At 63.4% G+C, this 26,577-nt stretch carries 22 protein-coding genes; 6 read left to right on the plus strand and 16 right to left on the minus strand.

The features are described from left to right. Positions 1-1,771 precede the first annotated feature (1,771 nt). From P12x_RS01360 to P12x_RS01385, 6 genes are all read right to left on the minus strand, one after another. Positions 1,772-2,920 carry an IS110 family transposase gene (locus tag P12x_RS01360; RefSeq protein WP_435007631.1) on the minus strand — a complete coding sequence of 383 codons (1,149 nt, stop codon included), beginning with the start codon at positions 2,918-2,920 and terminating at the stop codon, positions 1,772-1,774. A 276-nt stretch (positions 2,921-3,196) separates the two neighbouring features. Then, a complete protein-coding gene (locus P12x_RS01365) occupies positions 3,197-3,817 on the minus strand; it encodes an IS630 family transposase (RefSeq protein ID WP_435011680.1) in 621 nt (206 codons plus the stop codon). Further along, complete coding sequence (locus P12x_RS01370) at positions 3,699-4,274, minus strand: winged helix-turn-helix domain-containing protein (protein ID WP_435005114.1); 576 nt, start codon at positions 4,272-4,274, stop codon at positions 3,699-3,701. Before P12x_RS01370 ends, P12x_RS01365 begins: the two co-directional genes overlap by 119 nt. A 124-nt stretch (positions 4,275-4,398) precedes the next feature. Continuing rightward, on the minus strand, positions 4,399-4,869 hold the full coding sequence (locus tag P12x_RS01375; RefSeq protein WP_435009025.1) for a TIGR03067 domain-containing protein: 471 nt from the start codon (positions 4,867-4,869) through the stop codon (positions 4,399-4,401). A gap of 328 nt (positions 4,870-5,197) precedes the next feature. After that, positions 5,198-5,689 carry a GNAT family N-acetyltransferase gene (locus P12x_RS01380; RefSeq protein WP_435009026.1) on the minus strand — a complete coding sequence of 164 codons (492 nt, stop codon included), beginning with the start codon at positions 5,687-5,689 and terminating at the stop codon, positions 5,198-5,200. After that, positions 5,686-5,973 carry a DUF1778 domain-containing protein gene (locus P12x_RS01385; protein ID WP_435009027.1) on the minus strand — a complete coding sequence of 96 codons (288 nt, stop codon included), beginning with the start codon at positions 5,971-5,973 and terminating at the stop codon, positions 5,686-5,688. The genes P12x_RS01380 and P12x_RS01385 overlap by 4 nt, the downstream gene beginning before the upstream one ends. A 1,059-nt stretch (positions 5,974-7,032) precedes the next feature. Between P12x_RS01385 and sugE the strand changes: the two genes are divergently transcribed. Further along, complete coding sequence (gene sugE / locus P12x_RS01390) at positions 7,033-7,353, plus strand: quaternary ammonium compound efflux SMR transporter SugE (protein ID WP_435009028.1); 321 nt, start codon at positions 7,033-7,035, stop codon at positions 7,351-7,353. 7 nt (positions 7,354-7,360) lie between these two features. Here sugE and P12x_RS01395 read toward each other — a convergent pair whose 3' ends face one another. After that, positions 7,361-7,969, minus strand: coding sequence for a phosphoesterase (locus P12x_RS01395; protein ID WP_435009029.1), 609 nt, complete (start codon positions 7,967-7,969; stop codon positions 7,361-7,363). A 198-nt stretch (positions 7,970-8,167) separates the two neighbouring features. Here P12x_RS01395 and P12x_RS01400 point away from each other — a divergent pair, with 198 nt between their 5' ends. Further along, complete coding sequence (locus P12x_RS01400) at positions 8,168-10,624, plus strand: serine/threonine-protein kinase (protein ID WP_435009030.1); 2,457 nt, start codon at positions 8,168-8,170, stop codon at positions 10,622-10,624. 71 nt (positions 10,625-10,695) lie between these two features. Here P12x_RS01400 and P12x_RS01405 read toward each other — a convergent pair whose 3' ends face one another. The 4 genes from P12x_RS01405 to queA all read right to left on the minus strand — a co-directional run bounded on the left by P12x_RS01405 (position 10,696) and on the right by queA (position 14,336). Next, entirely contained in the window at positions 10,696-11,649 is a 954-nt protein-coding gene (locus tag P12x_RS01405) for a cupin domain-containing protein (RefSeq protein ID WP_435009031.1), read from the minus strand. A 75-nt stretch (positions 11,650-11,724) separates the two neighbouring features. After that, positions 11,725-12,045, minus strand: coding sequence for a Rieske (2Fe-2S) protein (locus tag P12x_RS01410; RefSeq protein WP_435009032.1), 321 nt, complete (start codon positions 12,043-12,045; stop codon positions 11,725-11,727). A gap of 8 nt (positions 12,046-12,053) precedes the next feature. Then, positions 12,054-13,199 (minus strand): alpha/beta hydrolase, encoded by a 1,146-nt coding sequence (locus P12x_RS01415; protein ID WP_435009033.1) that lies wholly within the window; start codon positions 13,197-13,199, stop codon positions 12,054-12,056. 108 nt (positions 13,200-13,307) lie between these two features. Beyond that, positions 13,308-14,336, minus strand: a complete 1,029-nt coding sequence (gene queA, locus P12x_RS01420; protein WP_435009034.1) for a tRNA preQ1(34) S-adenosylmethionine ribosyltransferase-isomerase QueA — start codon at positions 14,334-14,336, stop codon at positions 13,308-13,310. Here queA and P12x_RS01425 point away from each other — a divergent pair. Continuing rightward, positions 14,329-15,579, plus strand: coding sequence for a glycosyltransferase (locus P12x_RS01425; RefSeq protein ID WP_435009035.1), 1,251 nt, complete (start codon positions 14,329-14,331; stop codon positions 15,577-15,579). The genes queA and P12x_RS01425 overlap by 8 nt on opposite strands. On the opposite strand, the gene P12x_RS01430 is transcribed toward P12x_RS01425, so the two are convergent. After that, complete coding sequence (locus P12x_RS01430; RefSeq protein ID WP_435009036.1) at positions 15,569-17,086, minus strand: hypothetical protein; 1,518 nt, start codon at positions 17,084-17,086, stop codon at positions 15,569-15,571. The genes P12x_RS01425 and P12x_RS01430 overlap by 11 nt on opposite strands. 1,278 nt (positions 17,087-18,364) lie before the next feature. Between P12x_RS01430 and P12x_RS01435 the strand changes: the two genes are divergently transcribed. Beyond that, positions 18,365-19,837 carry an AlbA family DNA-binding domain-containing protein gene (locus P12x_RS01435; protein WP_435009037.1) on the plus strand — a complete coding sequence of 491 codons (1,473 nt, stop codon included), beginning with the start codon at positions 18,365-18,367 and terminating at the stop codon, positions 19,835-19,837. A 42-nt stretch (positions 19,838-19,879) separates the two neighbouring features. Here the strand turns inward: P12x_RS01435 and P12x_RS01440 are convergent, their stop codons facing one another. The 4 genes from P12x_RS01440 to P12x_RS01455 are packed head-to-tail and all read right to left on the minus strand — an operon-like array spanning position 19,880 to position 22,687. Beyond that, entirely contained in the window at positions 19,880-20,317 is a 438-nt protein-coding gene (locus P12x_RS01440) for a DUF488 domain-containing protein (protein ID WP_435009038.1), read from the minus strand. Further along, entirely contained in the window at positions 20,314-20,994 is a 681-nt protein-coding gene (locus P12x_RS01445; protein WP_435009039.1) for a DUF488 domain-containing protein, read from the minus strand. Before P12x_RS01445 ends, P12x_RS01440 begins: the two co-directional genes overlap by 4 nt. Next, positions 20,942-21,637 carry a dual OB domain-containing protein gene (locus P12x_RS01450; RefSeq protein ID WP_435009040.1) on the minus strand — a complete coding sequence of 232 codons (696 nt, stop codon included), beginning with the start codon at positions 21,635-21,637 and terminating at the stop codon, positions 20,942-20,944. Before P12x_RS01450 ends, P12x_RS01445 begins: the two co-directional genes overlap by 53 nt. A gap of 24 nt (positions 21,638-21,661) precedes the next feature. Further along, a complete protein-coding gene (locus P12x_RS01455) occupies positions 21,662-22,687 on the minus strand; it encodes a tyrosine-type recombinase/integrase (protein ID WP_435009041.1) in 1,026 nt (341 codons plus the stop codon). 371 nt (positions 22,688-23,058) lie between these two features. On the opposite strand from P12x_RS01455, the gene glpQ reads away from it, so the two are divergent. Together glpQ and P12x_RS01465 are read left to right on the plus strand one after the other, a co-directional pair. Continuing rightward, positions 23,059-24,072: a glycerophosphodiester phosphodiesterase gene (glpQ, locus tag P12x_RS01460; RefSeq protein WP_435009042.1), complete on the plus strand. Its 1,014-nt coding sequence runs from the start codon at positions 23,059-23,061 to the stop codon at positions 24,070-24,072. A 115-nt stretch (positions 24,073-24,187) separates the two neighbouring features. Next, the gene (locus tag P12x_RS01465; protein ID WP_435009043.1) at positions 24,188-26,452 is read left to right on the plus strand and encodes a CRTAC1 family protein; all 2,265 of its coding nucleotides are present in this window, start codon (positions 24,188-24,190) and stop codon (positions 26,450-26,452) included. The last annotated feature ends 125 nt before the right edge of the window (positions 26,453-26,577 follow it).

Genomic DNA, 26,577 nt, shown 5'->3' on the forward strand with positions numbered 1-26,577 from the left:
GTTTGATCTCGCTGTCTACGCTTCGCAGGGGCAGTCACCCACCCACCACGCAAGACTCGCTTCCGGCTGCTGGCCCAGCTCTGCCGGGCGGGATTGGCTACCCGCAGGGTTCCGATGAGAGGTTTCGAGCTTGTGAAAGCCGTCCCCCTCTCCCGAGCTTCTTGGCGCAAGGTCAGACTTGGTTTATGGTTTTAGGGACGCAGGGGTCAGACTTGGTTTAAGGTCAGGGACGCAGGGGTCAGACTTGATTTATGGTTTTGCAAGTGAGGTAAATCGTTGTCAGCCCCCATGCCGCCCTTCGGGCGGCACCCGAACCGATGAAAATCGGGCGGGCGGTCGCTACAGTGAAGTCGTCCCCTCACACGGCTTGACGCCGATATGAAACTGGTGCTTCGAGCCCGCGTGTCAGCCTGGCGCAAAGGCATCGCGCGTACCCAAACCTGTCGCCCGAGCTTACCACTCGGAGCACGTCGAGCAGAGTAGGGACGCAGGGGTCAGACTTGGTTTAACGGGTCGGGACGCAGGGGTCGGTCGGGACGCAGCGGGACGCAGGGGTCAGACTTGCAGCGGGACGCAGGGGTCAGACTTGGTTTAAGCAGGGGACGCAGGGGTCAGGGGACGCAGGGGTCAGACTTGGTTTAAGGGACGCAGGGGTCAGACTTGGTTTAAGGGGACGCAGGGGTCAGGGGACGCAGGGGTCAGACTTGGTTTATGGTTTTAGGGACGCAGGGGTCATAGGGGACGCAGGGGTCAAGGGGACGCAGGGGTCAGACTTGGTTTATGGTTTTATAGGGGACGCAGGGGTCAGGGGACGCAGGGGTCAAGGGGACGCAGGGGTCAGACTTGGTTTATGGTTTTAGGGACGCAGGGGTCAGACTTGGTTTAACGGGTCGGGACGCAGGGGTCGGTCGGGACGCAGCGGGACGCAGGGGTCAGACTTGCAGCGGGACGCAGGGGTCAGACTTGGTTTAAGCAGGGGACGCAGGGGTCAGGGGACGCAGGGGTCAGACTTGGTTTAAGGTCAGGGACGCAGGGGTCAGACTTAGGGACGCAGGGGTCAGACTTGGTTTAAGGTCAGGGACGCAGGGGTCAGACTTGATTTATGGTTTTGCAAGTGAGGTAAATCGTTGTCAGCCCACATGCCGCCCTTCGGGCGGCACCCAAACCGATGAAAATGGGGCGGGCGGTCGCTATAGTGAAGCCGTCCCCTCGCACGGCTTGACGCCGATATGAAACTGGTGCTTCGAGCCCGCGTGTCAGCCTGGCGCAAAGGCATCGCGCGTACCCAAACCTGTCGCCCGAGCTTACCACTCGGAGCACGTCGAGCAGAGTGCTTTCCTCCCCGCGATGTCCCCCGTGCGAGGGGCTCCTTTGGGACAACCTCCGGGTTGATCCCGTTCCGGAAGCTTGATCCCGATCCGGGTGCTTCCGTATCGACCTTCGGGTTCTTGCCTTCAATCGAGAGCGATGACGTCCACAACGGTTCAACTTCAGGAGAACCACCTCAAGAATTGACTCGACCTGGGCTGCCCTTAAAGTCGCCGATGGCCGACCGCGTTCGTCGGCCGTCTGGTGGTCGAGAACGCCGAACGGAATTTTCTGAGCAGCAGCAGCAGTTCAGATTTTCCGCTTATTGAAGGCGAACAGTTGAACTGCTGCTGCTCAGAAAATTTCGATTGACGTTCGCAATCACCAGACGGACGGCGATCGGGGTCGGCTCGCTTGGGGGGGCGTTTGCGACCTCGGGTAGCTCGGGAGTTCGGCTGGATGGTCAGGCCGCTTCGTTCTGATCGACGATCTCCCGGTACGTCGTCTTCTCCTTGAGCAAGTGGTAGATGATCACCAGGAGCGTATGAGCCACCGCGATGGCGGCTCGCTTCTGGCCCCGGCTTCTCGCGATCCGGGAGAATTTCCTGGCCAGGTGCGTCTTCCTGGCCCGCGACGCCGCCCAGGCCGCCTGGACCAGAGCCGTCTTCAACCAGCGGTTGCCCGGTGTGGTCCGCCCGCTCTGACGTTTTCCGGCGCTCTCGTGGTTGCCGCTGGCCAGACCCGCCCACGACGAGAGGTGCCCCGCCGAGGGAAACTGGTCCATGTCCTGGCCGATCTCCGCCAGGATCACCTGAGCGACCCGGACGTCAACGCCCGGGATCGTCATCAGACGGGCTACCAGCTCCCCCGCCGGGGGGAGCGTCTCCTCGATCCGCTCCTCATAGCGTCGGATTATCGCTTCGAGGTGAAGCAGGTGATCCATCTGGGTCCGGAGCAAGAACCGGTGGTGTTCGGTCACCGACCCCCGCAACGCCAGTTGGAGTTGCGGGATCTTACCTCGGAGCCGGCGTCGGGCCAGGTCCGCCAGCTTGACCGGGTCGTATTCGCCTCGGATGATCGCCTCGATCATGGCCCGGCCCGAGACGCCCAGGACTTCCGAGGCGACCGAGCCGAGCTTGATGTTGGCATCTTCCAGGACCTTGGCGATCCGATTGGCGACGGCGGTCTTCTGACCGACCAACTGGGTCCGCTGGCGGGTCAGGTCTCGGAGTTGCCGGGTCGATTGGGGCGGGATGAAACTGGGACGCAACAATCCAGGTTGTAGCAATTGAGCGATCCACTCACTGTCCTTGACATCGGTCTTCCGGCCCGGGACCTGCTTGATGTGATGGGCGTTGACCAGGATTACGGTGAACCGCGACTCCAGGATATTGAAGACGGGTTTCCAGTAGGACCCGGTGGACTCCATCGCGATCGTGGCGACCCCTTGAGCCCCGAGCCAGTCGCCCAGGGCGAGGAGGTCGCCGGTCATGGTGGCGAAGGTCTTGATGGTCTTGGAGACCTTGCCCGCGGGGTGGACCCTCCGGACGCAGGCGACGACGGTCTTCTTGTGGACATCCAGGCCGGCGCAGCAGTCATGCAACACGTCCATCGACGGGTCTCCCCAGAGTAGCCCCTCGCACGGGGGACATCGCGGGGAGGAAAGCACTCTGCTCGACGTGCTCCGAGTGGTAAGCTCGGGCGACAGGTTTGGGTACGCGCGATGCCTTTGCGCCAGGCTGACACGCGGGCTCGAAGCACCAGTTTCATATCGGCGTCAAGCCGTGCGAGGGGACGACTTCACTGTAGCGACCGCCCGCCCGATTTTCATCGGTTCGGGTGCCGCCCGAAGGGCGGCATGGGGGCTGATACCGAATCCCCTGGATGACTAACCATTGAGCTCGACCGCCCAGCTGAAGCCGACGGCTCCGCGGACGACCTCGGGGTGGTCGATCAACCATCGGCACCGATCCAGGACAGGGACCTGCATCGTGGCCAGGTCGTTGAACCCCAGGTTGGCCACCGCCTCGCGTACCAGCGGCCAGAGCGGCTCGACCGGCTGTAGCTCCGGCGTGCAAGGCGGCAGTCGGTGCAGCACCACGTTGACCGGGATCGCCAGCCTCCTGGCCACGTGCCAGCCGGCGTTGTCCACCATCAGCACCAGCAACTTCTCCCCGGCCGGGTCGGCCCAGCGGGCGAATTCCTCCAACGCCAGGCCCATCCAGTCGGTATTGGCCGAGGGCAGGATCAGCTCCAGGTTCCGCCCGCTGGCCGGGTGCACGAAGCCGTAGACGTAGGCCCATTGGTACTTGGTCCGGCCATAGGAGAGCGGCCGATGGCCTCGCACCGCCCAGACCCGACGGGTGATCGGCTTGAGCCCCAGCCGGGCCTCATCCTCGGCCCAGACCTCGACCACTCGGCCGGGGTGCTCCCGACGTAGGCGGGCGACTCGATCGGCCAGGGCGTCTTTTCCACGCCCGCTGCGAAGCGGGCGTGGCGGCCTCCGGATGTCGGGGTCGGGGGACCTGCAGCGAGAAGCCCAGGCCACGCAGCCATCTCCAGCCGGTCTGCTTGCGGATGTGGACGTCCCAGCGATCGCGGACGAAGGTGGCGACCTTGGCCCCGGTCCAGAGCCCGCCGTCGGGCGGCGACTGGCGGAGGGCGGCCCAGAGATCGACCTGCTGCTCGGGGGTGAGCTTGCTCTGGCCGCCGTTGGTGGTAGCCCTCCGGTCGCCCAGGCCATCGGGCCCCTGGGCATTCCAGCGTTTGAGCAAGGCGCGGGCCCAGACCGGAGTCAGGCCGACCTGCTGGGCGGCCTGAGCCGGGCTGAGCGGCTGGTCCGGGCGAGTTAGGAGCCAGATCACCTGCCAGTGGGTCTTCTCGATGCCGGAGCGGCACGCGCGATAGCGGCGAGCGATCTCCTCGGGGGGCAGGTGCAGGACGATGGGCAGTCGTTCGTTCGCCATGGGGAACCTCCGTGGAAGTAGGAAATCCCCCTATGATAACTCATCCGGAAGATTCCGTATGACACCGATTTACTCCCAGATTTACACCCGACACTGATTTGCTCCCCCGATTTACTCCCGGTTTTTAATTCTTCACCCGCTTGAACTCGGAAAAGGCGCGGACGCTTCCCTTACCCGCGGTGAAATCCGTGGGGCGGACGGGTCGGTCGGGCATGGCGAAGCAGATCCGCAACGTGTCGCCGTCGATCTCGTAAATGCCAAGATAGACCACGCCCTTGTACGAGCCACTGGTCACCTCGATGTCGATCGCTTTGGGCGTCTTGGTCGGGTCGAGCGTCTTCACCTTCCACTCGATGACGGTTTCCTCACCCCGGCGCATGGTCCACTTACCGTCCGTGTCGAGGGTCCTGCGGGTGTCCTTCAGGCCGTCTTCTGGTGCTTTGAACCCGTTGTTCTCCGCCGACACTGGCCTCCACGTGCCGGCCATGTTCTTCAGCTCCTGCTTGACAGCATCGTTCTGAGGATCGCCAAAGGCGTTGAGTGAGCCGACCAGCAACAAGGCAGGTCCCAGAATCAGAGCGGCACTTCGCGGCATATTAGCAACTCCAGATGGTGGGCCGATCGTTCTGTTGACCCGTTTGCGGCTGTATCGGAGAATCAGCCTAACACAGGTTGCTCGTTCAGACGAACCGGGCGGTCAGGATGTGGGCGATCCCTTCGGGCCGGGCTGTCGAAGGGGACATAGGGGTCAGACTGGGGACACAGGGATCATAAAATAATCGGTGTTAGTTCATTATTTCGCATTCCTTGGACTACCGAGCGGTTACAAGGTGATTTTCCAGTTCTGGCCATTCCTCATTAATTTCTATCGTGAGGGTGTGAACAGTCGAGTCAAAGTCAAAATTTAAATATTCGGTACGTTTTTATCTTAATTTTGCAAGTGGAAGCACCAGACGCTTGCCCTCCCCGCTCAACTCCAGGAAGCCCAAATGCCGGTAGAATGCTTCCGCCTGCTCATCCTTCGCATCCACCACCAGGGCGGCAACCGCCACTTCCGAGCGTAAGCAACGCGCCACGGCATCCCAGACCAACGCCGCGCCGAGCTTCTGACCGCGATACGCCAAATCGACCGCCAGCCTTCCCAGGCGCGCCACCGGAACCAGGGGGTAACGGGGAAGCTTCTTGATCAGGCTTTCCGGCAACTCGCCTAGTGGTATCCCAGAAGCGGCCAGAGTGTAGTAGCCGGCCACTTTGCCGGTCGCCAGCTCTACCGCTACGTAACAGGCGGTAGCCCGTCGTTTGATATCCTGGCTCGCTTGCTCGCGGAAATATCGGTCTAGCGGCTCAACGCCGCTGATGAACACTGCCCGATCATGCGAGCTTCCCAGGATTTCAATGGAGAAGGGAGCCGTCACCGGGCCGGCTGGATCAGGCGGCCGTGCGCTTCCTTCGCTCGCACCAGTGCGGGGGAGGCGGCAGGGGGGGCAACTAGCAGATCGACGAAGCGCCGCTGCTCTTCGGCGGAAAGGCGGATCAGGTTCGCTTCTTCGATGGTGCGGTTTGCGGCTTCCTGCGCGGCAGTCACCACGAAATCGCTGACGCTCCGGCCTTCCAGCTCGGCGGCGCGCTTGACGATCGCCAGGGCGTCCGGCGAAATCCGTGCTTCAATCCGCGTGGAGCGTCTCGATTCGTTCGGCATCAAAAAGTCCCCCATCTTGTCGAATGTACGGTCATTTGCCGTACCTTGTCAAATTCTTTCCGCCGCCCTTGAATCACCGCCACCAGCTCCAGTACCCAGGTCCTGAGCTTTTAATCGGTGTCCTCACTCTGAGGTCTGGGTCCTCCTGGTCCCAAATCCAGGATCTCGGGCGGGTCCCCGGGATGTCATCGGCCTCTCGCTCGCGGAGATCATGGCGGGAATCGAACCCGGGGATCGGCTCCGAAGTGGCCCGATATTGGGCTCGAAACCCTCGATTTCTCGCGCAACATGGCCCGATCTGGGGCGCGAATGAAGTCAAAAATGGGGGGCTGTTGACGCTCGGCCGGCCGGGAATGAGTCGGCCCGCGCCGAGCCTTGCCCGAATCCGGTGGGGATTGTCGGGGAAAGTCCGCTAACGGACGCGTGCCTCGGGCGATCTTATCCGGGAAGGTTTTGCATCGGGGAATCGTCCGGGCGTGGGTGGGCGGGCGTGTTCGTCTTCTTGTTCGGGAGGGATGAGGGCCGATGTCGGGGGATCGAGGCGGACCGTCGGATCGTCTCGGCCCGGCGACCCTCGCGGACCGAGACGGGGGGAGATCGGGGCCTTCGAAACCCGCCCTCTCCGAACTTCTCGGGGCCGTCCGACGCGAGGTCTCGGGGGAGACCCCGCCGCCCTTGGGTTCGTTCGGCGCGGGCTCGGCCCGGACTCGCATGGCCCTTGGGTTCGTTCGGCGCGGATCGGGCGTGTCGGTTCCGGGATCGGAAGGCTCGATCCCGGGTCCATTGGGTTCGTTTTTCCTGGGAGGAATTTTTGTTGTAAGTGCCTTTTGGGTTGGGGTTTGTGGTCCTTGAGTGGCTGGGGGAGAGGCGAGGGCGACTCCGACGCATTCGAACGAGTTCCTGGCGACTTCGGCCCGGGAACTTCCTCGAATCCGACCTCAGGGCGCACCGGGCTTCCCCTGTCGTCTAGGATTCCCGAGGCATGGGGACGACCCCAGGCATCGACCGGGAATTCGCGGGGACGACCCCGTCAACACCTCCGAGGGAGGGGGGGCGTCCATGGCATGGGTCATCTTGATCGCGGCGGGGCTGCTGGAAGTGGGCTGGGCCGTCAGCCTGAAATATACCGAAGGCTTCACGCGACCCTGGCCGAGCGTGGGGTTCTTCGCCTCGATGCTGGGGAGCGTCTACCTGCTCGGGGTCTCGCTGAAGACGCTGCCCCTGGGGACGGCGTACACGGTCTGGACCGGCATCGGGGCGGTCGGCACGGTGATCCTGGGGATGGTCCTTCTGGGCGAGCCCGCCGACTGGCGGCGGCTGGCTTGCATCGGGCTGATCGTCCTGGGGATCGTGGGGCTTAAGCTGGCCTCGCCGCACTGAGGCCGGATCATCCGGGAAGGGCGTCGATGCAGAGCTGCGACCAGGTTTCGAACTGGTCTCGGAGGGCGGGCAGGTCGGCGACCCGGAGGAACTCGGGGTCGGCCAGGGCGTCTTCCTTCGGGGCGACCTCGGGGCGTTCCAGCTCGTAGAGGTAGGCCACGCCCAGGTGGACCAGCCCGACGGGGTTGGAGTCGTCGTTGATCAGGCCAAGCCTCCGGATCGCGCCGGGGCTGGTGACCTCGACCTCCTCGTCGAGTTCGCGGCGGAGGGCCATTTCGTAGGCCTCGACGGTCCCCCGGCCTTCGGCGTCGGCCTCGGCGACGTGGCCCCCGACGCCCAGCGATCGGAGCTTCCGGAGCCGGGACTCGCCCCCGGACTTGCCCCGGGTGTAGGTGAAGACCAGGCCGCCCGACCGGAAGATCACGTAGGGGATGATCTGCTTGAAGGACGGGTCGTCCTCGACTTCGGATCGTGGCCGGAAGCTCGCCAGATCCGGCACGAGGAGGGCTTCGAGATAACGGTCGGCGTCGGGGGAGAACCCCTGGAACCGGCCCAGGCGGTCGAACTCGGAGGCCGGGACGACCAGGACTCGTTCGGACAGGCCCAAGGGAATCACCTCGCGATCGGTTCCGGGTGGCAGGCCCGGCCCCCCTCGGGCCCGGCGGCTTACTCATACTATCGGCACGATCGAGGCCCGGACCCGAGGTCGGATTGATGCATCATCTCGATTGTCGGTACGTTGTGTCGATGGCATCCGGGCCGATATGATGGGGGACCACACGTCGATGGCGGACGCCAACTCCGGAGCGACAAGGTGATCGGGACGACCCTGAACCAAAGATTCACCCTGGACAAGGAGCTGGGGCGGGGGGGCATGGGTGCCGTCTATCGGGCCACCGATCAGGTTCTCCAGCGGACTGTGGCGATCAAGATGCTCCGGGAGCGGGCCGGCGACGAGCTCGGTCGGAAGATCCGCCTGGAGGCGCAGATCCTCGCCCGGCTCCTCCACGAGAACATCGTCCGGCTTTACGACTTCGGCGAGGCCGACGGGACGTATTACTTCGTGATGGAGGAGGTCGACGGGCCGAGCTTCGTCCGCCGATGGAAGCAGATCTCGCTGGCCGAGCGGCTCCGGGTGATCGCCCAGACCGCCGAGGCGCTGGACTATGCCCACCATCAGGGGGTGATCCACCGCGACGTCAAGCCGGCCAACGTGCTGCTGACCTCGCTGGACTCGGCCAAGCTGTCCGACTTCGGGCTCTCGCTGATCGCCGACGAGGTGCAGGTCTCGGGGACGATCAAGGGGACGCCGCACTACATGAGCCCCGAGCAGGCCAAGGGAGTCCGGGTGGACTACCGGACCGACCTCTACGCCCTGGGGGTGATGGCCTACGAGTGCGCCACGGGCTCGCCGCCGTTCCAGGGGCCGTCGCTGGCGGTGATCGCCAGCCACGTCAACACCCTGCCCGACCCGCCCCGGTCGAGGAACCCGTCCCTCCCGCTGCCGCTGGAGATGCTGATCCTCCGGCTCCTGGCGAAGGACCCCGACGCCCGGCCGGGCTCGGGGGCCGAGGTGGCCGCCTCGATCCGCGAGCTGATCGCGGCCGACCCGTCGCTCGGCGATCCCGCGATGATGGGCCTTCCGGGCGACATGTCGAACGCGCCCGGCCTGACGCCTCCGACGATCCCCCGCGCGGCCGTCGGGTTCGGCCCGCCGACGCCATCGGGCCTCTCGGGTTTCGGCTCCGGGTCGGGCCTGGGGAGCGGCTCGGGAACCGCGATGGTCGAGGCCCGGCTGGCGGCCCCGCCGTCGATCTCCGGTCTGGAGCCCTCGTCGAGGCCCGCCGACTTCAACGGGCTGGACCGGATCCGGGCCCTGGCGATGATCGGCGACGTCGAGGCCAGCCCGATCGAGCTCTCGGCCGACCAGCGCTATTACTCGGGCCATTACCTGGCCTACTTGCTGGGGGGATCGCGACGCCGGGGCTTCCTCCAGCGGAGGCCGCTCGACCCGCTCAATGCCGACCGGGCCCGGCTCCTGCTGGCCCTCTGCTGGCTGATGATCAAGGGCCCCGGCGAGGACAACATCGCCCGAGCCGGCGATCTGATCGAGGCTCGCCACGACGTCCGGCCCGCGCTCAGCCCGATCACCGTGATCAAGTATCTCGCCGCCCGCGACACCCCGGCCAAGCGCAAGTCGTTCCGGGTCGCCCGAAGGCGGCTCCAGGAGGCCAGCGAATACGCCGCCAGGTACATGACCGATGACCGGGGCGTGCTCAACCCCGGCCTGATGCCGCAGGTCCTCGAAGACCTCCGTAAAGTCGCCCCGGCGCGGTCCGAGGTCGACGACCAGCTCGTCGGCCGATGGAATCGGGTCGCCGAGGTCTGGCGGACCCGGACCGACTTCCGCCGGGCCGTCCTCGGCTATGCCACGACCTCCGCCGGGCGCGACCCGGCCAGCGTCGAACTCTGGCCCGAGGTCGTCTATCCCCTGATCGAGCGGGCCCGATGGCAGCGCCAGCTCCGGACCAGCACCGAGGCGATCTGGGACAACGTCAGCGTCGTCCTCCGACTGCCCGATGCCGGTGTCCAGCTCGACCGGGCGATCCGCAAGGTCGTCCCGCCCCAGGTCGTCGAGAAGCTCGACCTCGCGATGGCCGTCTTCGACGAGGATCCGGTGCTCGACGCCGACGCCGTCGTCGAGCCCCAGGCCCAGCCCCAGTCCAAGGGGATCCGGGTCGAGAGCAGCTTCCACGATCTCGACACCAACCTGGCCCCCGACAAGGAGTTCGTCCCCCTGGTCGTGCCCGACCCGTTCCGGTTCACCATGGGCGACCTCCGAGACCTCTGGCAGGAGGCCGTCAACGCCCTCAAGAATCCCTCGGCGAAGGCCGGGCACCGGAACGTCCCGGTCGGCCCCTACCGGCTGGCCGTGATCCCCTCGATCCGGGGCAAGTCCGCCGGCCAGATCGCCATCCAGGGGATGCCCAACAAGCAGATCGAGATGCTGATCCCCTCGATCCGCCTGGCCAGCACCGCCGGGAAGCCGATCATGGCCGCCTGGTCCTACGAGGACGACAGCCTGGCCGTCGCTTATGTCGACTACCGGAACGACGAGAAGTACATCTTCTGGCACGCCCCGACCAGCCAGCAGACCAACTTCGACGACGCCGCCTCCCTGAACAGCAACCTCCTCCAGCTCCGCATGGAATCCCCCGACCAGCTCGATCGGGTCCTCTCCAGGCGATTCCGGCCCAGGAAGTCGGTCTGAGGGCGAAGGGTGCCCGGCCCACGCCCCGCGAGCGCGAGCCCGGCACCCGTCGGATGCCCTGGATTGCCCCCTCAATCCTCGTTGTAGAATCGGATATCCAGGCTCCTCAGGTAGGTCTGCAGGCCCGCGTCCTGGATCGGCAGGAGGTAGGCCTCGGTGCCCGACTCGTTGTAGTGGGCGTGCCACTCGCCGGGCGGGGTGATGAAGACCGAGGCCGGCTTCCAGTCGACCCGGACGGGGTCGATGATCCGGCCCTTCTCGTCCAGCTCCTTGCCCACCAGGGTGTAGCAGCCGGGCTCGCAGTCGATGATCAGATCCAGGGCGACCGACTGGTGCCGGTGCGGGAGCTGGACCGCGCCGATGGGCAGGATCCCGAGCATCGCCCAGAGTGTCGGGGTGATCGTCAGGGTCTGGTCGCAGGTCCGGTTGGCCAGGAGGACGCTGACCCGGCTCCGGTTGGCGGCCTCGGGGTCGGCGGCGGCCTTCGCCAACTCGGCCAGGGTGTCCTCGGCCCGGAAAAGGGTTGGCGGGAAAGTGGGCTCGGAGGCACGAACCCCCAGGTAGCGGAGCAGGGGCTCGTCGTGGACCCAGTAGAATGCCGAGTCGTCCTCGGCCTCGTGGGTGGCCCCCTCGCCGGCGGGCAGGGTCAGGATATCCCCCTTTGACCAGGGGATGACCTGCCCTCCGAACCGGGTCCGGCCGCCCCCTCGGAGGACGTAATACAGCTCCGACGAGGCGTTGGGCCGGGTCTCGACCGACGTCCCGGGCTCGATCCGGACGAAGTTCGCCGAGAGCCCCGGGCTGGTCAGCGGGCCGGGCCGCTTGAGCTTCGCGGAGAGGTCGAGCGGGATGATCCGCGAAGGACCTTCCTGGTGGAGCCGGGCGGAGAACTCGGAGTGGGGGATCGGCGGGGTGGCGCCCGAGGAGATCGGGTCGGCGGCCTGGCTGTATTCGTAGATCCGGACGTCGGCGGTGAGGGCCTCGGGGACGATCGTCCCTTCGACCGCGGGGTGGGAATTCGACATCGAGCGGATGATCCTCGGCCTGGTTCGCGGTCCATCGGGCCATCGGAGGCCCACGAGATCAGTATGGGGGGCGGATCAAGGGTCGGTCAGGGCTACGAGGACGGTTCGACCTTCCACCCGGACGGGATAAACGCGGCTGCGGACCCCCTCGCCGACCGAGCACCCTCCGCTCCGGAGATCGAACGACCATCGGAGGCACCCCCGGCGCGGGCAGGTCACTCGCGAACCTTCGACCGTCCCCAGGGCCAGCCGCCCTCCCTGATGGGGGCAGAGCCCGCCCAGGCAGGTGATCTCGTCGCCCGACCGGAACAGGGCGAAGGCCCGGCCCTCGTGGATGAACTCCAGGGCCGAGCCGGGCGGGAGGTCATCCAGGCTGGCCGCCTCGATCCATCTCAAGGAGATCCTCAGGGTTCGGGGAAACCGATCGGTCCGTGACGATCAAGCTCGCGCCAGGAGGCAAAGTCGGCGACCCGCCCGGCGACGATCGGGAAGGTGAGGGCCCTGGTATAGAGCGAGTGGTCGGAGCCGGCCATCGGGTGGATGTCGATCTGCTCGACCCGATCCCGCAACGGCCCGAGTCTCTCCAGGTCTCGCCGCTTGAAGCCGACCCGGCCGAGCGCGGCCCCGAATCCGGTGTACTGGCCGAGGGCGTACACGGACAGGGCCGAATCGCGGCTATTGTAGAGGTTCAGGAACGCCTCGGAGATCGGCAAGGCCCCTCCGAGCCGGTCGCCGGGGTTGAGCCAGTCGTGCTCGATGGCGGCTTCCAGGGCCACGGCCCTGAGCCGGAGGTCGGCCCGTCCCGAGCTGAGCTGGGCGCTCGGCTCCCTGCCGAACTCCGGGAGGACCGAGCCGGAGAGCAGATGGAGCGACGTCAGGGCGACCCGGCCGCCGTCGGACTGGCCCAGGAGGCAGACCCTCGACCCCTCGGGCGCGGCCTGGAGGAACCGCGCGAGGTGGTATCCCGCGATCCTCGACCGCCGGGCCTTCTCGTTCAGGTCGCGGATCAGGCCGGGGATCGCCCGCTCGCTCGGCCAGTCGAACATGACGAACAGGTGATCCGGGCCCAGGCCGCCCAGGGTTTCGAGCTGCGCCCGGACCTGGATGGTCTCCTCGACCGCCACCTTATGGGTGTATCCGTATCCGTGGATCAGGAAGACCGTGGGCCGCCCGGTCATCCTCGACAGCAGCCCCTCCGGCTCGACCGCCCGGAGCGGCCCGCCCTGCTCGTCGAGCCGGCCGACGTTGATGGCGGGCCAGGGGTTCGAGCCCATCGACTGCTCGCAGGCCCGGGTATGGACGATCCAGGTCTCGACCTGCGAGGCCGGCAGGACGATCTCGCGATCGTCGTCCCCCCGAGGCGTGTCCACGATCACCGGGCCGGGCGAGCTCGGGATCGAGAGGGTTGGGCGGTACGATTCCCGATCGGTCGACGAGGGATGGCCGGATCGGGGCGAGAGGCATCCGATCGAGCAACAGATCGCGAATAGAGCCGCCAGGCATCGGCCAGCCGCGAGGGTCGGCCCGGAGGGTCGGCCGTAGGCGTTCATGGCGAGGTCCCGGATGCGTGCCCCATCTCGATCGGATTACCACGATGGGGAAGTCTACCATGCGGAGGGCGATGGCGAGGCCGGGACCGGCTCGATTCGCGTCAATCGTCAAAGGATCAACATCGCATCACCATAGCTGTAGAAGCGGTACTCGAGGCGGACCGCCTCCTCGTAGGCCTCGCGGATTAGGTCCACCCCGGCCAGGGCCGAGACCAGGACCAGGAGGCTGCTCCGGGGGAGGTGGAAGTTGGTCAGCAGGGCGTCGACCCCCCGGAAGACGTGCCCGGGTCGGAGGTAGAGCGCGGTCTCGCCCGAGAACGGCTCGAACCGGCCCGACACCGACGACGCCTCCAGGACCCGCGTCGAGGTCGTCCCCACGGCGACGATCCGGCCGCCCGCCGCCCGCTGCCGGTTCAGCGACTCGGCCGCCTCGGGGGATAACTCGGCCCGCTCTGCGTGCAGGACGTGGTCCTCGATCGCCTCGACCTCGATCGCCCGAAACGTGCCGATCCCGACGTGCAAGGTCAGGTCGACCCGGCCGACTCCTCGACGATCGAGCCCCTCGAAGACCTCGGGGGTGAAGTGCAGGCCGGCCGTCGGCGCGGCGACCGACCCGGGGGACTCGGCGTAGACGGTCTGATAGCGGGCACGATCCCCCTCGGCCTCGATCCCCTTCCGGATATAAGGGGGCAACGGGACCTGCCCGTGCCGCTCCATCAAGGATTCGGCCCCCTCGGCCGACTCGGGCCGGACCTCCCATCGGCCCTCACCCAGCTTTTTCCCCAGGACCAGGATCAGGCCCTGGCCGACGACCACCCGCTCCCCCTCGGCGGGATTCCCCCGGGTCTTCGCCAGGATTTCCCAGGAGCCACCGGGCAAGGTCCTCAGGTAGAGCCCTTCCCAGCGACCCCCGGTCGACTCGCGGCGGCCGACCAGCCGGGCGGGGATCACCCGGGTGTTGTTCCGGACCAGGAGGTCGCCGGGCTCCAGGAGTCCGGGCAGGTCGGAGAAGGTCCGATGCTCCCAGGTGGAGGAAGCCCGGCGGATCACCATCAGGCGGGATCGGTCGCGGGGCTCGACCGCCTGCTGGGCGATCAGGCGGTCCGGTAGGTCGAAATCGAAGGCCGACGTGTCCAAAGTTCCCTTCCTCGCGGGCTGCGTCTTGCCGCACAATCTTAGCCGAAGACCCGACCCGAGCGGACCCCAACCCTTGCAATCCTTCGCCCGACGACTCGCGAGCGCCCCCCGAGCCCCTCGGCCGGTCGACCCGGTGCCGGTCGCCCTGGTGATCACCGACCTGGACGTCGGCGGGGCCGAGCGGGCGCTGGTGGCCCTGGCCTCGGGGCTCGACCGCCGTCGATGGTCCCCCTCGGTCGTGGCCCTGGGCGGGGAAGGGGCCCTGGCCGCGCCGCTCCGGGAATCGGGCATCCCGGTCGAATCCCTGGATGTGGATCCCAGGCGTCCCGATCGGGCGGTCCGGTCGCTGGCCGGGACGTTGCGGCGGACCCGGCCTCGGCTCGTCCAGAGCTTCCTGTTCCACGCCAACGTCGCGGCGAAGCTGGCCGGCCCGATGGCGGGGCATCCCTGGGTGGTCGGCGGGCTCCGCGTGGCCGAGCGTCGAAAGGGCTGGCACCTGCGGCTCGACCGGCTCACGAGCCGGCTTTCCTGCGGCTCGGTCTGCGTCTCGGAGGGGGTCCGGCGGTTCAGCATCCGGGAGGGGGGGCTCGATCCCGACCGCCTGACCGTGATCCCCAACGGGGTCGACCCCGCCCCCTTCGATCGCGCCGAGCTGGCCGATCGCGCGAGCCTGGGCGTGCCCCCCGACGCCTTCCTGACCCTCTATGTCGGGCGGCTCGACCCGCAGAAGGGGCTCCCGACGCTGATCGAGGCCGCCTCGAAGGTCGCGGCCCTTCGCCCCGACTGGCACCTCGTCCTGGTCGGCGACGGCCCCGACCGGGGTGCCTTGCAAGCCCGGATCGACGCCGACATCGGCTTGAATCAACAAGTTCACATGATCGGCCGGCGAGATGATGTCCCGTCGTTGCTGAGGTCGGCCGACCTGCTGGTGCTCCCCTCGCTCTGGGAGGGGATGCCCAACGCGATCCTGGAGGCGATGGCCGCGGGGCGGGCGGTGGTCGGGACCTCGGTCGAGGGGACCGAGGACCTGGTGATCCCCGGCCGGACCGGCTGGCTGGTCCCCCCCTCGGACGCGATGGCGTTGGCCGATGCGTTGGTCGAGGCCGCCTCCGACCCCGGGCGGCTCCGCCGGTTCGGCGAGGCGGCCCGGGGCCGGATCGAGGCGGAGTTCACCCCGACCCGGATGGTCGAGGCTTATGAACAACTCTGGTCGCGATTACTCGGATATGCGATCACCCCATGACCTTGGACACGGCCTCGCGTGCCTGATTCATCAGGGGGCTGTCGGGGGTCTCGGCCCCCGGCAGGTGCGACATCATCGCGGCGGCCAGGGCGGGCTGCCACTTCGGGTCGGCGGCGAGGCGGCATTCCTCCCAGGCGGCGGCCCCGTACTTGTAGTCGTGGCTGTCTCGCCCCTTGTGGAAGATCATCCGGCGGCCGGCGGCGAAGATCAGGTCGGTCGATCCCCCTCGGTTCAGATAGCCCACGGTCTTCTCCGCCGCCTTGGTCCGGTCCTTCGAGACCTGCGCGAAGATCTCCCCCACCGACTCGTCGCCGGTCGCCTCGGGCTCGATCGCCTCGATCGAGTCGATCCGGACCCCGCCCTGGGGGTTGGCCCGCCCCCGGTACATCGGCAGCCAGCCCACGGCCTGCAAGAGCGCGAGCTTGCGGGTCGTGTCGTCGCCGCTGGCGTTGTAGATATAATGGAGCGAGTTGGCGGCCGTGACCGAGTGCAGCGAGACGATCCCGGGGCTCCGGATCATCAGCTCCGAGCCCGCCAGGACCACGGCATCCCAGAGCGAATCGGGCGAGACCCCCTTGTTCAGCAGGTTCGCGGCCTCGGCCGAGGCGTCCTCGGGCGTGGCCTGGCGGACCACCTCCAGGAGGCCCGAGGTGGCGGCGGGGTCGAGCTTGCCGGCCTCCCAGCCGTCGCGGATCTTCTTCGCCTGTTCGAGGTTCGCCTCGTAAGGCCCGACGGCCACGGGCCGGTCGTCCCCCCGGAGGTCGAGCATCCCGTAGGCGAGCGATCGGAGGACCGGCTCGGCGTGCTGCCAGCCGATCGCCTGGAGGGTCCGCCAGCACTGGGAGGCGAAGATCGCCTTGTGGCCGATGTCGCGCTGGTCTCGGACGGCGTACCGCCAGAACGGTTCCATCGTCCCCGCCGCGCCCGAACTCCGGCAGAGCCCGGCGGCGGCCACGTCGGCCCCGTCCACGTCCCAGGCGTCCATCGCCTTGTGGAACGCCTCGCGGGCCGAGTCGGGACCGGGGACCTTCGACTCGTCCACCTTGCTGAGGGTCCAGTCCCCTTCCTTGACGTCCTGGGCCTGCGAGTTCTTGAAGTTGTCGAGCGCCCAGAGCAGGGGCAGGAGCCGCTCGTCGGGGGCCGCCGCCTGGGCCAGGAGGTGTGCCGAGTTGATGACGAGGACCGCGTGGAACTTGAACCCAACCGGCCGGGGCTGGACGTTCCGGATGCCCGCCAGGAAGAGCCCCGAGAGCAGGTCGCGATACGAGAGCCCCGCCTTGAGCTGGGCGATGGCGGTCTCCATCACCTGCTCGCGAGGGGTCTCCTCGATCCAGCGGACCACGGGCTCGATCTCGGGGCGGAACCGGACCGCGTCCGGCCCGACCGCGAGGTCGGCCGCGCGGGCGGGGGTGATGAGCCCCAGGCTGGACCAGGACCCCAGCCCCGCGCCCAGTCCCAGGGCCGAGGCGGATTGCAAGAACCGACGTCGCCGGAAGTGACCAGTCATGGACGGGTCTCCTCGATCGTGGAAAGTGGCGAGTAACGAAAAGCACCCGGAGAGGGAAGCCGGATGCACGACCCGGCGCCAGTATCCCCCGCCCGACCCCGGTTGGCCACCCCCCCGCGCCCCGATGAGCCGCTCGAAAGTGGACGGAGACCCGTCCCGAACAGCCCCCCCTCTCCCCCCGGGAGAGGGCGGCCGAAGGCCGGGTGAGGGACAAGACACCCAGGTGCTTGAGGAGCATTCGACTGCTTCCATTGAGCCCACAATCGGTCCTGATGGCTTCGTTTCGGCCCCGAAAAGTGGCTTCGTTCTCGCCTTGAAGGTGGGTTCGTTCCTGCCATCGCGATTGGCTTGGTTTCGCGTCCAGGATGGCTTTGTTCTTGCCCCGAAGGTCGAAAAGTGGCTTCGATCCGCCCGAATAATGGGTTCGATCCGTCGTCCGACCTCGAAAAGTGGGTTCGTTCCCCCCCCGAAAGTTGGCTTTGTTCCGGACACCCCGAGTGGGTTCGTTCCCCCCCGAAAAGTGGGTTCGATTCGCAGAATGGGTTCGATCGGTCCCGGGCTGGCGGGTACTCGAAGGGTCGCGATCTGGAGCGAGTCACGGGTGGGCGAACCTCTGCGATGGAACAGGCTCGTCGCATGAGAGCGAGAGCCGGCGGCGTTGGGAATTCCCGGAGACTATCGCGATATTGAGCGTGGGTTTATCACACATTCTCGCCGGTCGGATCGGGCGGGAGTCACGAGTCGCCAACCGGCAGGTCCACTCCGTTCGGGCGATTATGAATAATCAACACGGTCGTGTTTTTTGTAGTTGTCGGATCAGATGGGTAAGGGGTCATCGCGGAGAATGTCCATTCGAGTTGCCCCTTGTCCTGTTGTCGGTTGAATTGCTCTCCCGATTTGGTATCCGATAAAGAGGATTATCGGATATTCCAGTTTCCCGTTCCATTGCTACTCACGGGCCAGCGACACCGTTTGGCCGTCACCCAGACCGCGTTGCCGCTGAAGGGGTCACGCTCCGGAACGGACCCGCCAGCAGGGCTAGAACCGCCGCTAAAGCGACTCAACTGGTAGGAAGGCTCATAGAGCCCACCCGAGCATCAGAATTAGAGCAACGGTCGCCAGAACGGCCAAGGACGACCCAGCCAGATCGAGCCGCCTGCAATCCGATCTGCCAACCACCTTGCTGATCTGGCCACGCTCCGCAAAAACGGGAACATCGTTAATGCCACGCGGCCATGCCGTCCTTCATCCAGCAATTTGCTTGGCAAGCCAAGAAACTTGATTTACTTTAGAAAATCACTGATTAAGAACGGGGCGAAAAGGGAATGGCTCGGCCATTCAATTCTGATGAATAAAAGATTGCATCGCCCAGACGAAATATTGGCCAACCCTAGCCGCGACCCCAATCGCGAAGGACCGTTTTCGCCAAATCGTATTGATAAAATTTTTTCTACATACGAAATAATCCCCGAGAAAATTAAGGCACGTGAAAATTCACATCTAGAGTTCAAACAGGCTTTCAGCTTGGGTTCTTTGGGCAAATATGCAAAAACTATGGCGGCTTTTGCCAATGCAGATGGGGGCTACATCGTTTTTGGCATTACCAATTCACCACACCGGCTGGAAGGACTTAAGGATACCCGTTTTGCTGACATCGATCCGGAAAAACTGACAAACTTCCTGAATGAACATCTTGCGCCAGAAATTCGTTGGGAAAAGCATGTTCATCTAATTGGTGTCAAAGAATTTGGACTAATATATGTTTTTTCTTCCAGAGAGAAACCTGTACTATGCAAGAAAAACTCCAACCAAGAGAGAGATGACAAACCTGCCTTGAAAGAGGGAGAAATTTATTATCGTTACCGAGGCCGCTCAGAGTGCATCAAGTACCCGGAACTACGTAGAATAATTGATGATACTAGGAAGCAAGAACAAACCTTGTGGATGAATCACTTAAAAAGAATCGCCCGGATCGGCGTCAAAAATGCTGGTGTCTTTGATCTGAATTCCGGTGAAATTGCCGGTGCCGGGGGCACTTTTATCATTGATGAGTCGCTACTACCAAGCTTGTCCTTCATCCGCGAAGGAGAGTTTGTTGAAATGGAAGGTACTCCAGCGTTGCGCCTAGTAGGGTCAGTCACGCCAATCGAAGGCAGCTTGCTACCTTCGTTCCGGAAAGTGAGGGTAGTAGAAACCAAAGCAATTCATGGCCCGGATTTGATCGAAGCATTTCTGAAAAACGAGCGTGTCAATAATCCTAGACAATACATTCAACAAATTTGCCACGAAAACTCTGCGTTCTTTCCTGTATATTTCTTTATTCGGTCAGCTCAATTGGACATTCCTGCCGTCATAAACTTGGTCAATGACGAAGTTGTTACCCAGCAGACAAAAAACCGGTTAATTGATCGATTAACCAATGATAGGTCGCTTTCCCTCCCTTTTCCAAGTGGTCAAGGCGAAGGATCACAGAAGAAAAAGCTATATGTAGAAAGGCTTAAGTCCTCTGGGCTCGTTGTAAATGATGTTTCTCAAGATGATATTTTTCACGCCCTTCAAGCTATCAGAATGCTGGATCGCAAGACGCTTGATGTAAAGTACATTCGAGGCATTCTTTTGGAGTGTTTCGTCAAACATTATGGAAAATCGCAAGCTGTAATCCGAAGAAAGATTGAAGATAATTTGCGCAGAGCAGTCTGTTTTTTGGACGCCGTTTTAAACCGCGATGCCGTGACCAATATTCCAAAGTAGTATTTCTCTAGAATTGAACACATAATAAAATAAAATTTTTTATTATGGAATGTGAATAATTTCCACGTTCCCCCACTTATCGCGAAGGTACTCAGCGACCAATCTTCGGTGGCAATGATGCGGTTTTTCTTCACTACAAAGCAAGCAGCTATTGTCCAGTTGATCAGGAGTGATGGTTTCTTCGATTTTTCGATCAGCCATCAATTGCAGGAATTTTTGTTCGTAAACACGCCAGTCGCCTTTTTCGGTTTTGTATGTTGTAAGGATGTCCTGAGTCGGTGCCAACTCCTGCATATGGGCATATTCTATGTGACATAATTCATGAACGAAGTATTTTAGATCAGTCTTTTTTGTGAATCCCGCGAGTTGAGAAACGTTGTTCAAGCGCACGTCGATTAGACGAGATACTCTAGAGTTTTTGAGTTTTGTAAAAAATGTTTCCGCCGATTTTTTTGTAAATCCGATCGTGTAGAGCTTCATCCCGCTTCTCCTCGACCAAAATGCTGGTGACTTGAATCTTTAGTATAGGCGATTCGATCACCTTGAACCTGATAGGCATCTGCCTCAATGGCAATTCGCGGGCGAAACAAATCGGATGAATTCATTCCAAGCGAATGAATCAATCGATTCATCGCGAGGTGGTGGCTCTCTAACCGTCCATCGGCAAGAATATGCTGGACCTCGAATCCTATGTGTTCTATGTGCCTAGAAACAAGTATTGTACGATGACACTCAATCGGGTCCCGTTCGGCGCACATAAGAGCAATACTATATTTAGTGCAGCCTTTTTCGACTCGGTTAAGTCCTGATTGAAAGAGGGGCGTACTTGCAAGTTTATCGTATCTGACCTTACCATTTTCGTAGCAACTATCGTCCTCGGCCCTTGCTCCCAATTCCTTTCCCAAAAAAACATAGGTGATGCCATGCCGCTTCAACATGGTTCTTAGAGTTTCGCGATTATATTGACTATTAAATTTGCTATATGGTTTTGATCTTACGTCGCAAATTGCTGTTACGTTGTGCTGATTCAATAGACGAACGAAATGTTCAATTGAGTGAGTTGAGTGCCCTATTGTATATATAATGCTGTTCATTGCGTCCACGCTACAAGGGCTTCGCTGTAATGATGGCCGCCACAAGCTTGTAACAGTTTCCATCTCCTCTAGTGTGCGGCTCGCTCAAACTTACTGATATATAAGCGTCAGTCAATGGGTAATCACCGTTTGGTCTAGCTCTGAACAACTGGACCGTTTCCTCGTCGGTCAGATAAAAATTGTAGAATTCTTTCCGGTAAGTGAAGACTGCCCGAACTTTTCGGCTCGCTGGTTTGAAAAGAGAGGTTTCTACGATCACCCGAATTACTAAGCTCTCCGGTTCGATTAGATACAGTGAACATTTCAGTTCCTTGGCAATACCTCGATGCACCCGGTCATTGTGCCCATGCCACGTTGAATCTCCATTTGTCCAAAGTGAATCTGGATGATCGAGTGCCGATCCCAAATCATGCCATGTCGCTTCGCCTTTTCTCTCCCAAATCTTTCCCCCATCGATGACGAAGTTTTCGGTTTGGTGATCTAGCGGGGATGCGCTAATCACAGGGACTTTGACGATATCAAGGAGTTTGACTCGGGCACCGTCATCACAAGTTCGTTCCGAATCGGAAATCTCGTGGCCATTTCTCGCACTAATGGGTCGCATCCAATTTGATATGGTGTTTTGAACAATCTCTTTTCCAGCTATGCATTTTCCATCATGCTTTTCCGAATTAGCCAGACAAACAATTGTCTTGAACGTACTCATGACTCGTTTTTCCCCGCAATTATCTTAGATAGAGATCCGCTCAACAATGTTTCGCGTCACCTTCTTTTGCCGACGATCGTATAGCCCGGTGGTTCGCGGTTCCGCATGCCCGGCAAGGTATTGAACATCCTCCAGCGGCACCCCTTGCGTCAAGAGATCAGTGATGGCCGACACCCGAAAGCTGTGCGGTGATAGTCGTTCCGGCAATCCGGCATCTTTCAACCGCCGTTTCACCAGCTCGCAAATCCGCTTACTGGTCAGTGGATTGCCGGTGAGCGTTTTCGCCGTGCCGTTGGTTCCTGCCCGGAACAGCGGCGAATCCTTCGCCTGACCGGCGAGGCCTGCCGCCTCGATATAAGAGAGGATTATCTCTTCCAGATCGTGCCGCACCGGTATTTCCCGGCTTTTACCCCCCTTCTCCTGAAACCGCAGCACATATTGGCTGCCTTCACGCTGAAAATCCCCCAGCCGCAGCTTGGCCACTGCCCCCGCTCGGCAGGCGGTGAAGCGGAGCGTAGCCAGAATGGCGAGGTCACGCAGGCCGATGACCAGCGGCCTATCGACTCTCTGCCCGTGTCCTTCACTCACCGTTTCGTAGAGTCGAATGGACGCCAGCAGCGTGCGTGCCTGTTCGATGGACATCTCCGGCGTTTTCCCCTCCATCACCTGCTCTTTGACGCCCTTCACCGACGCCGCCGGGTTTAGGATGACGACGTGCCGGTTGACCAGCCGGTCGAAGAAGCCGCGTAACGCGGACAGGTGCAGGTTTCGCTTTGCGGCGGAGCCGCCCAGCCCAACAAGGTACTGACCGACCATGCCCGGCGAGATCGTCGGGAGTTCCAGCCCCTGCCCTTCGCACCAGCTCAGGAAAGCTTTCACCGCCCGCAGGTAGGCTTTTTGGGTATGGGGGTTGTGATGTTCGGCAAAGAAGAATTCATCCCACGCGAAACGACCCGCTGGCCCTGCCCGCTCGACCAGCACCGGCAACGCGGTTTCAATTTTGGAAGCGATGGCGGTTTGGGCATTCGCTGGGATGATTTCGGTGGACATGAGAACCCTTCCTGTCAGTTTGGACACCCGCAGGAGTCTATCACGTCCTAGGGGGAAATAAAGGGGATTATTTCCCCCTAGGGATGGGGTAAGCTCCCAGTTTTTCTGGGGTGCGATCCGTTAGTTGGCTGCCGATGGCTCCGGCAGCAAGCTCCTGGGTCAAAAGCAGAAGTAAGCTTCCACTCTGGCCGGGCGGAGCTTGCTCCGGCGACGATACTCGGAAATCATGAGCCTCCCCCGGTCGGGACTTCTCCAAAGGTTCTCGGATTCCCCCGATGCTTTTCGCAAGGCTCGGGTATTCCAGGAGGATTCTCAGGGGCTGGCGGCCGGATTGGCCTGCCTCCCCATCCTCGATGAACAGGACTGCTCTCGTGCTTGATCTGTCGCGATTCTTGGCCTTCCGGGCCTTTTTCCTCCTCGGGCTGGTGCCCTCCCTGGTCCTGGGGGGCGACCCCGTCGTCATTGCCCACCGGGGGGCCAGCGGGTATCTGCCCGAGCATACCCTGGAGGCGGTGGCCTTCGCCCATGCCCAGGGGGCGGATTACATCGAGCAGGATGTGGTGCTGAGCAAGGACGGGGTCCCGGTCGTGCTCCACGATACCCAGGTCGATACCGTGACCGACGTCGCCCGGAAGTTCCCCGAGCGTCGGCGGGCGGATGGTCGGTACTATGCGATCGACTTCACCCTGGCCGAGCTGAAGACGCTCGACGTCCGCGAGCGCGTCAATCCGAAGACCGGGGAACCCGCCTTCCCCAAGCGTTTCCCCTCCCGCGCGGTCCCCTTCCGGATCCCGACGCTGGACGAGGAACTGGAGCTGATCGCTGGCCTGAACGCCAGCACCGGGCGGACGGCCGGAGTCTATGCCGAGATCAAGTCTCCCGCCTGGCACAAGGAGCAGGGGCAGGACCTCAGCCCGATCGTCCTGGCGACGCTCGCCCGCCACGGCTACTCGTCGAAGGAGGACCCGTGCTATGTGCAGTGCTTCGACTTCGACGAGGTCAAGCGGGTCCGGGAGGAACTCGGCTATCGAGGGCGGCTGGTGCAACTGATCGGGGGGCGTCGCGGCCCGGATGGCTCGGACCCCACCTCGGCCGAGGGGCTGGCCTCGCTGGCGAAGTATGTCGACGGGATCGGCCCGGCGATCCCGCTGGTCGTCCGGACCTCGGACGATGGCAAGCTCGCCCCGACCGACCTCGTGCGTCTGGCCCACGAGGCGAACCTGGTGGTCCACCCCTACACCATCCGGGTCGATGCCCTGCCGAATGGCCTCACTAGTGAAACGCTCTTCGAAGTCCTGTTCGATGACGCTAAGATCGACGGGGTGTTCGCCGACCATCCCGACAAGGTGGTGGACTTCCTCCGGGCTCGCGGAAAGACGCGTTGACCGGGGGGCGGCGGCTCGGGGAAGGCTGGGCGGATTCGGAGGCGAGCGGTTACACTGGAAACGGAAACCGCCCGCGATGATGGTCGGAATCGCCCCGATTTTCCCGAGGTTGACGATGACGGATCGATCAACGCCGAGGCGGCCTGGCCGCGTCGGATGGCTCTTGCTCGCCCTGGTCTCGGTCCTCGCGGCGGCCGTGTTCGCCGCGACCCGGGGCCGGACTCGCGTGGAACCCCCGCCGGTGGCCCGCGCCGAGCTGGCTTATGAGCGTCGAAAGCCGTTCGACTCCAGCGGGTTCTTCCTGCTGATCGACAACGTCAAGCCCTGGCCCGACGATGCCTCGCTGGCCGAGGTCGCCGACGCCTGGCGCGACCTGGCCCAGCGCCTGGCCCGGGAGATGGACGAGAAGCTGGCCCGGGAGCCGGAGGGATCGCCCAATCGGGTCCCCTTGCTGATGAGGAAGGCGATCTACCTGAATGCCGACGGCCAGCCCGCCCTCGCCGGCAAGGTCCTGGCGGAGGCGCGCGACTATCTCGAAGCCCACGACGAGGAGGCCGTCCAGCATCTCTACTCGATCATCTACTATCAAGGGGTCACGGCCCTCCGCACGGGCGAGACCGAGAATTGCATCGACTGTCGGGGAGAGAGTTCGTGCATCCTGCCGATCTCGGAGGCGGCGCGACACCTCAAGCCGGACGGATCGCGCCGGGCGATTGGGTTCTTCACCGAGTACCTCCGCCGATTTCCCGATGACCCGGAGGTCCGCTGGCTGCTCAACCTGGCCCACATGACCCTGGGCGAATATCCGGGTAAGGTCGAGTCGGGTAATCTCATGAAGATGGACCGGTTCCTGACGTCGGAGTTCGACATCGGCCGGTTCCGGGATATCGGCCACCTGGCCGGGGTCAATCGACTCAATCAGGCCGGCGGCGCGATCATGGACGACTTCGACGGCGACGGCCTGCTCGACCTCGTCGTGACCTCCATGGACCCGACCGAGTCGATGGCCTATTACCGGAATCGGGGCGACGGCACGTTCGAAGATCGGACCGAGGCCGCCAACCTGACCGGACAACTCGGCGGGCTCTACTGCGTGCAGGCCGACTACAATAACGACGGCCGGATGGACCTCTTCATCACCCGAGGGGCCTGGCTCGGCCGGCCGATCCGGCCTTCGCTGCTCCGGAACGACGGCGGGACCTTCGTCGACGTCACGAAGGAAGCCGGCTTGCTGAGCCCGGCCAACTCGATCTCGGCGACCTGGGCGGATTACGACAACGACGGCCGGCTCGACCTCTTCGTCTGCTGCCAGCGACAGCGCAATCGCCTGTATCGCGGCAAGGCCGACGGCACCTTCGAGGACGTGGCCGACCGGGTCGGCGTGGCCGGCGATGGCCGATCCGTCGGCCAGGGGGCCGCCTGGCTCGACTTCGACAACGACGACGACCCCGACCTCTTCGTCAACAACCTGAACGGTCGCGGCCAGTTGTTCCGCAACGACGGCCCGAGCGGCTTCGAGGAAGTCACACTCTCGATGGGCATCGACGGGCCGAAGCAGGGCTTTTCCTGCTGGGCCTGGGACTTCGACAATGATGGCTGGCTCGACATCTTCGCCACCAGTTACGAAAAACGATTTGCCGACGTGATCAAGGGATTGGTGGGATCTCCGTTCGACCGGAATTCGAACCGACTCTTCCGCAACCAGGGCGGCCGGGGGTTCGTGGACGTGACCCATGAGGCGGGCCTCGACGCGATCTTCACCGCGATGGGGAGCAACTTCGCCGACTTCGACAACGACGGCTTCCTCGACATGTACCTCGCGACCGGAGAGCCGGAGCTGACCTCGCTGGTCCCCAACCGGATGTTCCGCAACGTCGACGGCCGACGCTTCGCCGAGATCACCACTTCTTCCGGCACCGGTCTGCTCCAGAAGGGGCACGGCGTGGCCTGCGGCGATTGGGACCGGGACGGCGACGTCGACCTCTTCGCCGAGACCGGAGGCGCGGTGGATGGCGACAAGTTCCACAACATGCTCTTCGATAACCCCGGCCAGGGCCACCACTGGCTGGGCCTCAAGCTCGTCGGCAAGAAGACCAACCGGGCGGCCATCGGGGCCAGGATCAAGGTCGAGACGGCCGGCGAGTCCCCTGCGACGATCCATCGCCACGTCACCTCGGGCAGCAGCTTCGGAGCGAACCCGCTCCGACAGCAGATCGGCCTGGGCGGCGCCAATCGTGTGGCCTCGCTGGAGATCCGCTGGCCGACCAGCGGGACGACCCAGGTCTTCCGAGACGTCGCCGTCGATCAGGCCATCGAGATCACCGAGTTCGAGGAAGATTACAAGAAGATCGATGAGTCGCCTCTCCCGAAGCCGCAATGAGCGGCGCTCCGCCCCGATCGTCGATGTGCTCCGATTCGAGAATTCCACGCGCGTGACTCCGGGAGGGGGGTCCGGTATGCTCGCCGGAACCGAGATCGAACAATCCGATCACCTTCCCGGAGAGG

It is taken from the genome of Tundrisphaera lichenicola (assembly GCF_051175385.1).
In the GTDB taxonomy this organism is placed as follows: Bacteria; Planctomycetota; Planctomycetia; order Isosphaerales; family Isosphaeraceae; genus Tundrisphaera; species Tundrisphaera lichenicola.

Excerpts from the sequence above, each read along its gene's own strand:
- P12x_RS01450 (WP_435009040.1), bottom strand. The coding sequence starts at position 21,637 with ATGAGTACGTTCAAGACAATTGTTTGTCTGGCTAATTCGGAAAAGCAT.
- P12x_RS01415 (WP_435009033.1), bottom strand. The coding sequence starts at position 13,199 with ATGAACGCCTACGGCCGACCCTCCGGGCCGACCCTCGCGGCTGGCCGA.
- P12x_RS01375 (WP_435009025.1), bottom strand. The coding sequence starts at position 4,869 with ATGCCGCGAAGTGCCGCTCTGATTCTGGGACCTGCCTTGTTGCTGGTC.
- P12x_RS01370 (WP_435005114.1), bottom strand. The coding sequence starts at position 4,274 with ATGGCGAACGAACGACTGCCCATCGTCCTGCACCTGCCCCCCGAGGAG.
- P12x_RS01445 (WP_435009039.1), bottom strand. The coding sequence starts at position 20,994 with ATGGAAACTGTTACAAGCTTGTGGCGGCCATCATTACAGCGAAGCCCT.
- P12x_RS01385 (WP_435009027.1), bottom strand. The coding sequence starts at position 5,973 with ATGCCGAACGAATCGAGACGCTCCACGCGGATTGAAGCACGGATTTCG.
- P12x_RS01360 (WP_435007631.1), bottom strand. The coding sequence starts at position 2,920 with ATGGACGTGTTGCATGACTGCTGCGCCGGCCTGGATGTCCACAAGAAG.
- P12x_RS01405 (WP_435009031.1), bottom strand. The coding sequence starts at position 11,649 with ATGTCGAATTCCCACCCCGCGGTCGAAGGGACGATCGTCCCCGAGGCC.
- P12x_RS01465 (WP_435009043.1), top strand. The coding sequence starts at position 24,188 with ATGACGGATCGATCAACGCCGAGGCGGCCTGGCCGCGTCGGATGGCTC.
- sugE (WP_435009028.1), top strand. The coding sequence starts at position 7,033 with ATGGCATGGGTCATCTTGATCGCGGCGGGGCTGCTGGAAGTGGGCTGG.
- P12x_RS01440 (WP_435009038.1), bottom strand. The coding sequence starts at position 20,317 with ATGAAGCTCTACACGATCGGATTTACAAAAAAATCGGCGGAAACATTT.
- P12x_RS01430 (WP_435009036.1), bottom strand. The coding sequence starts at position 17,086 with ATGACTGGTCACTTCCGGCGACGTCGGTTCTTGCAATCCGCCTCGGCC.
- P12x_RS01455 (WP_435009041.1), bottom strand. The coding sequence starts at position 22,687 with ATGTCCACCGAAATCATCCCAGCGAATGCCCAAACCGCCATCGCTTCC.